Raw genomic sequence first — 6,391 nt, forward strand, 5'->3', positions numbered from 1 at the left:
GGCAGATTTACAGTCTGCTCCCTTTGGCCGCTCGGGAACCCCACCACGGGGTAATGCTATTTACTGGCCCGCTTCCTGCTGGAAGCGGGGCGCATCATATCAAATGACACGCCCCTGTAAAGCGTTACCACAATAAAAATAAACTGGTTGCCTGATTTTTACGCGCAAAGCTGGAAAGCTAACCAGTTCATTTCATTGTCGATTAAAGAATAATCGTTCTGTTACCGTAGACAAAGACACGCTGTGCCAGCACCTGATACAGCGCACGGCTTAACACATTCTTCTCAACGTCGCGGCCTGCGCGCATCATGTCTTCAGCCGTGTAGGTGTGATCCACGTGAATGACGTCCTGCATGATGATTGGGCCTTCGTCCAGATTGTCATTCACGTAGTGCGCGGTCGCGCCGATGATCTTCACGCCGCGCTCGTACGCCTGATGGTAAGGGCGGGCACCAATGAAGGCTGGCAGGAATGAGTGGTGAATGTTGATGATCTTGTTCGGGAAACGCGCCACGAAAGAGGGCGTCAGCACGCGCATATATTTCGCCAGCACCACGTAGTCCGGATTATGCGCTTCAATGGCTTCAGCCATCAGGTTGTCATGCTCTTCACGGGTATGGCCTTCATGGCTCACCAGTTCAAACGGAATATCAAACCGTTCAACCAGCGTGCGCAGGGTCTCGTGGTTGCCGATAACCGCGGCAATTTCAACATCCAGACCGCCGTAATTGGCTTTCATTAGCAGATCGCCCAGGCAGTGAGCTTCTTTCGTCACCAGAATCACAACGCGACGACGGCCCGCTGGATTCAGCTCACGCACCGAACCTTCCGGCAGCGCGCTGTCCAAATCGGCAAGCAGGGTGGTGTCGTTGAAAATACCTTCCAGTTCGGTTCGCATGAAGAAACGACCGGTACGGTGGTCAACGAACTCGTTGTTCTGCACGATATTCAGTTCATGTTTGTAGCAAATGTTGGTAATTCGTGCGATCAGCCCTTTTTGATCGGGACAGATAGTGCGCAGAACTTTACGTTGTAATGATTGCATCGCCGGGAAATCCTGTTTGTATTTGCGAAGTCTGGGTTGTCAGGCGTTACTGCCCGCAACACTTTTTAAATTTTTTACCTGAACCACAAGGGCAGGGATCGTTACGACCAAACTGTGGGCGCGTACCGTCAATATAATACCATTGCCCGCTTTCCTTTAAGAACCGGGAACGCTCGATAATGGCGCCAGGTTTATTGTTCTCGGTAAAGCGGGCGACAAAGCTGACAAAGCCTTCGTCGTCGTGACTGCCGGGTGACGATTCAAAGACGGTAAGTCCTAGCCATTGGGTATGCGTAAACCCGGCTTCGATCTCTTGTCTGAAGTCGGCGGCGTGGCAGGATGGGTGCCAGGTTTTTATCAGGTAGTCTGCGTCTTTGATCACAAAAGCAGTATACCGTGAACGCATGAGGTGTGACGGGTCCGGTGCAACCTGATTGCCAGAAAGATATCGCTGGCAACATAGGCTATACTCCAGAGCGCTACCACAGGGGCAGAGTTGAGACACGATTCTCTTCCTGGAATAAAAAATAAGGGCGTTAAACGCCTCGGGTAGCACTATGTTAACTGAGCTGTTGCGTTGACGCTATGTCAGGAATCCAGGGGAAGTAAAACAGGGCTAATGAGAAAGGTTAAAATTGGACTGGCGCTGGGCTCAGGTGCAGCCCGGGGATGGTCCCACATCGGCGTGATTAATGCCTTAAACAAGATGGGCGTTGACGTCGATATCGTTGCGGGATGTTCCATAGGATCGCTTGTCGGCTCCGCGTATGCGTGCGGCAAACTCCCGGAACTCGAAACCTGGGTACGTTCCTTCAGCTACTGGGACGTGCTTCGCCTGATGGATCTCTCCTGGCAACGCGGTGGACTGTTGCGCGGCGAACGCGTCTTTAACCAGTTCCGCCAGGTTATGCCTCTTCAGGACTTCACGGATTGTCAGATGCCTTTCGGCGCCGTCGCGACGAATCTCAGCACCGGACGCGAACTCTGGCTGACCGAAGGAGATATTCACCTTGCGGTGCGTGCCTCATGCAGCATTCCCGGGCTTATGGCACCTGTCCCCCATAACGGTTATTGGCTTGTCGACGGTGGCGTCGTTAATCCTGTTCCCATCTCTCTGACGCGTGCCATGGGGGCCGATATCGTGATTGCCGTGGATTTGCAGCACGATGCTCACCTGATGCAGCAAGACCTTATGCCGGTCAATCTCCAGAGCGAAGATGCCGAAGGCGAGAAGCTTGCCTGGCACGCGCGTTTGCGCGGAAGAATTGGGCGTCTGGCCGCACGACGCTCGGTCGCCGCACCGACGGCGATGGAAATCATGACCACCTCTATTCAGGTTCTTGAGAATCGCCTTAAACGTAACCGTATGGCTGGCGATCCTCCGGATATTCTTATTCAGCCATACTGTCCACAAATCTCTACCCTTGATTTCCATCGGGCTGAGGCCGCCATCGCAGCGGGCTCATTAGCCGTCGAAAAGAAAATAGACGAGTTGCTGCCATTTGTGCGAACAGCACGTTAAGCACCTTTTTTTGACTACTTCAGCAAAATCTGACAGGCGATAGTACCGATAGCATGCCACTATTTAGTAACTATCAGCCAGGGGAGGAACCATGACGCAGCCATTGGCCGGAAAACACATTTTGATTGTTGAAGACGAGCCCGTTTTCCGATCGCTACTGGATTCATGGTTATCCTCACTGGGCGCAAACACGTTACTGGCTGAAGATGGCATCGACGCGCTGGAAAAAATGACCAGCATTGCGCCCGATCTGATGATTTGCGATATCGCGATGCCGCGCATGAACGGACTGAAACTGGTTGAACATCTGCGTAACGAGGGTGACCAGATGCCCATTCTGGTGATCTCTGCGACAGAAAATATGGCGGATATCGCCAAAGCATTGCGCCTTGGCGTCCAGGATATCCTGCTTAAACCCGTTAAAGATCTGAACCGGTTACGTGAAACGGTATTAGCGTGCCTCTATCCGAATATGTTTAATTCCCGCGTTGAGGAAGAGGAACGTCTTTTCCAGGACTGGGACGCGCTGGTAAGTGATCCGCCTGCGGCAGCCAAACTGTTGCAAGAACTTCAGCCACCCGTTCAGCAGACTATTTCACACTGCCGCGTAAATTATCGCCAGCTGGTGGCGGCTGACCAGCCTGGGCTGGTGCTGGATATTGCGCCACTGTCTGACTCTGATCTCGCGTTTTATTCTCTGGACGTAACCCGTGCAGGGGATAATGGCGTATTAGCCGCGTTGTTACTTCGTGCGCTATTTAACGGTTTATTGCAGGAACAGTTATCGCATCAGGGACAACGGCTTCCTGAGTTAGGCAGTTTACTCAAACAAGTAAACCAGCTTTTTCGTCAGGCCAATTTACCGGGACAGTTCCCGCTGCTGGTGGGTTATTACCATAGCGGTTTAAAAAATCTTATCCTCGTTTCAGCAGGTCTGAATGCGTCACTGAATACGGGTGAACACCATATTCAGGTGAGTAACGGTGTACCGCTTGGAACACTGGGTACGGCGTATCTTAATCAAATTAGCCACCGTTGTTCCTCATGGCAGTGCCAAATTTGGGGGGCTGGGGGAAGGCTACGCTTAATGTTGTCCACGGAATAAGCAACTGGAGCGTAATTTTAAGATTGCTTTACCTCTGTTTTCTCGGGAGTGCTACTATCGCAGCCCAGAATCATGCGTATTTGTCCTAATTGATCGGCAACGCGTTCTTTTCAGACCCGGACTGCAGGGCGAGGCTGATATACTCAACGCGTTATTTATTGCATAAAAGTTCAAAACTTGAACAAATCAGGAGAATTTGAATGGCTGCCCTAAATTCGAAAGTCAGAAAGGCCGTCATCCCGGTAGCGGGATTGGGGACCAGGATGTTACCAGCAACTAAGGCGATTCCTAAAGAGATGTTGCCTCTGGTTGATAAGCCATTAATTCAGTATGTCGTCAATGAGTGTATTGCAGCCGGCATCACTGAAATTGTGCTGGTTACGCATTCATCAAAAAACTCTATCGAAAACCACTTCGATACAAGTTTTGAACTCGAAGCCATGCTGGAAAAACGTGTTAAGCGTCAGCTGTTAGAAGAAGTCCAGTCTATTTGCCCTCCGCACGTCACCATTATGCAGGTGCGTCAGGGGCTGGCTAAAGGCCTGGGTCACGCGGTGATGTGTGCACACCCGGTTGTCGGTGATGAGCCGGTAGCGGTTATTCTGCCTGACGTTATTCTGGATGAATACGAATCCGATCTTTCCCAGGACAACCTGGCAGAGATGATCAAGCGTTTCGATGAAACGGGTAGCAGCCAGATCATGGTTGAGCCTGTTGATGACGTGACGGCTTACGGCGTGGTTGACTGCAAAGGCGTTAACCTTGAACCAGGCGAAAGCGTACCCATGGTTGGCGTTGTAGAGAAGCCTAAAGCCGACGTAGCGCCTTCTAATCTGGCGGTTGTGGGTCGCTATGTCCTGAGTGCTGAAATCTGGCCTCTGCTGGCGAAAACGCCTCCAGGCGCAGGGGATGAAATCCAGCTGACCGATGCTATCGATATGCTGATCGAGAAAGAGACCGTTGAGGCTTACCATATGAAAGGTAAGAGCCATGACTGCGGTAATAAGCTCGGTTATATGCAGGCTTTCGTTGAATATGGCATTCGCCACAATTCACTGGGTGAAGAATTTAAAGCCTGGCTCAATGAGAGTATGGGTATTAAGAAATAACCCCCCCGGTGTAAATGTCTGAAACCGGTGTGGCGTTGCCCACCGGTTTTTTTATGCCCATAAAACGCCCCGGGGTGCCTGATTGTAAGCATAGCTATATCGATGAATAACGCTTTATGACGTTGTGTAAGAGGATGTTTGCAATAAATTGCGGCCAAAAAAAATCCCGCCAGAAGCGGGATTTTTCTGAATTCGGCGTGATTAATCCTTGATCAGGAAGTCATCCAGCTGTTTACCTTGCTCATCCATAGCTTTCTTGATTACAGCAGGAGTGCGGCCCTGGCCAGTCCAGGTTTTAGTTTCGCCGTTCTCATCAACGTAGCTATATTTAGCAGGACGGGCAGCGCGTTTTGCTTTGGTACCGGTTTTAGCTGCAGCCATGCTGTTCAGCAATTCATTTGGATCGATACCATCAGCAATCAGCATTTCACGATATTGCTGCAGTTTACGAGTACGCTCTTCGATTTCAGCAGCAGCAGCGCTTTCTTCTTCGCGACGTTCATTAACTACAACTTCTAATTTTTCCAGCATTTCTTCGAGCGTTTCAAGGGTACATTCTCTTGCCTGCGCACGAAGAGTACGGATGTTGTTCAGAATTTTAAGTGCTTCGCTCATTGTAGTAATCTCAAACTTATAATGGGGGGTGGTTTGTTGTCCTAATAATAGAGCCATAAATTCAGTTGTGCAATAGCCAGGAATGTAAGGAATTCAAAAAATACTAAATAAAGCCGCTATTATTAATTACGCTAACTTAAATTTCCTCTTCGACTGTGTGTCGCTTGTTATCACGTTAACCTGCTTAACCCCGCCGATTGCATCTTTTTTTTGTGACATTTACCGCAGGAATTATAGTTTCGGCGGATAAATATCAGCCTTTTGTATTAGTTCCAGGCTGGGGTGTTAAGGCAGGAATAGTTAATAAATAGTGAATTTTAATGAACGCTGATGCCACTATAAAAAGAAGTGTTATGTTTGGCTCACCCTATAACATATTCACAAATGAGCTTATCTTTACTCTCTGTTTTAACGGATTATTTTCGCCAGAAGTAGCTGTTTTACACCTTTCAGCAAGGCATCTTCTGTGCGGCCTGTCGCGGAAGACCAGACAAAATATGGTACAATGAATCATCGGTAATATTACACATTGATTAGGGTTTTACGGCCAATGGCACAGCTTTATTTCTACTATTCGGCAATGAATGCCGGCAAATCTACCGCACTGCTGCAATCCTCATACAATTACCAGGAACGAGGGATGCGTACCGTTGTTTATACCGCTGAAATCGACGACCGCTTCGGTGCCGGAAAGGTGAGTTCAAGAATAGGCCTGTCTTCGCAAGCCAGATTGTTTAACCCGCAAACTGACCTGCTGAATGACATCCGCGCTGCGCATGCGTCAGAGCCTATTCATTGCGTTCTGGTTGATGAGAGCCAGTTCCTGACGCGTGAACAGGTTCATGCGCTCTCCGAAGTGGTGGATGAGCTGGATATTCCCGTTCTGTGCTACGGACTGCGTACGGACTTTCGCGGGGAGCTGTTTGCCGGGAGCCAGTATCTGCTCGCCTGGTCAGATAAGCTCGTGGAACTGAAAACTATCTGCTTCTGCGGAC

Annotated in this window: 7 protein-coding genes; 4 read left to right on the forward strand and 3 right to left on the reverse strand. The window is 49.8% G+C overall.

All coding sequences use genetic code 11. The features are described 5' to 3' along the window. Window positions 1-202: 202 nt before the first annotated feature. On the reverse strand, window positions 203-1,045 hold the full coding sequence (gene purU / locus L977_RS14275; protein WP_014884171.1) for a formyltetrahydrofolate deformylase: 843 nt from the start codon (window positions 1,043-1,045) through the stop codon (window positions 203-205). Window positions 1,046-1,091: 46 nt separating this feature from the next. After that, a complete protein-coding gene (locus L977_RS14280; RefSeq protein WP_023330576.1) occupies window positions 1,092-1,550 on the reverse strand; it encodes a YchJ family protein in 459 nt (152 codons plus the stop codon). Between the two features lie 114 nt (window positions 1,551-1,664). Between L977_RS14280 and rssA the strand changes: the two genes are divergently transcribed. From rssA to galU, 3 genes are all read left to right on the forward strand, one after another. Next, a complete protein-coding gene (gene rssA / locus L977_RS14285; protein ID WP_023330575.1) occupies window positions 1,665-2,567 on the forward strand; it encodes a patatin-like phospholipase RssA in 903 nt (300 codons plus the stop codon). A gap of 91 nt (window positions 2,568-2,658) precedes the next feature. After that, complete coding sequence (gene rssB, locus L977_RS14290) at window positions 2,659-3,672, forward strand: two-component system response regulator RssB (protein WP_014884168.1); 1,014 nt, start codon at window positions 2,659-2,661, stop codon at window positions 3,670-3,672. A gap of 200 nt (window positions 3,673-3,872) precedes the next feature. Next, window positions 3,873-4,781, forward strand: a complete 909-nt coding sequence (gene galU / locus L977_RS14295) for a UTP--glucose-1-phosphate uridylyltransferase GalU (RefSeq protein WP_014884167.1) — start codon at window positions 3,873-3,875, stop codon at window positions 4,779-4,781. Window positions 4,782-4,982: 201 nt separating this feature from the next. Here galU and hns read toward each other — a convergent pair whose 3' ends face one another. After that, entirely contained in the window at window positions 4,983-5,396 is a 414-nt protein-coding gene (hns, locus tag L977_RS14300; RefSeq protein ID WP_008502781.1) for a histone-like nucleoid-structuring protein H-NS, read from the reverse strand. A gap of 550 nt (window positions 5,397-5,946) precedes the next feature. On the opposite strand from hns, the gene L977_RS14305 reads away from it, so the two are divergent. After that, window positions 5,947-6,391: thymidine kinase (locus L977_RS14305; RefSeq protein ID WP_047626033.1), on the forward strand; the 445-nt coding region annotated here is incomplete at its 3' end.

Origin of the sequence: Enterobacter sp. ZOR0014 (assembly GCF_000798855.1) — a bacterium.
Lineage (GTDB): Bacteria > Pseudomonadota > Gammaproteobacteria > Enterobacterales > Enterobacteriaceae > Enterobacter > Enterobacter kobei.

Excerpts from the sequence above, each read along its gene's own strand:
- purU (WP_014884171.1), bottom strand. The coding sequence starts at position 1,045 with ATGCAATCATTACAACGTAAAGTTCTGCGCACTATCTGTCCCGATCAA.
- galU (WP_014884167.1), top strand. The coding sequence starts at position 3,873 with ATGGCTGCCCTAAATTCGAAAGTCAGAAAGGCCGTCATCCCGGTAGCG.
- rssA (WP_023330575.1), top strand. The coding sequence starts at position 1,665 with ATGAGAAAGGTTAAAATTGGACTGGCGCTGGGCTCAGGTGCAGCCCGG.
- hns (WP_008502781.1), bottom strand. The coding sequence starts at position 5,396 with ATGAGCGAAGCACTTAAAATTCTGAACAACATCCGTACTCTTCGTGCG.
- rssB (WP_014884168.1), top strand. The coding sequence starts at position 2,659 with ATGACGCAGCCATTGGCCGGAAAACACATTTTGATTGTTGAAGACGAG.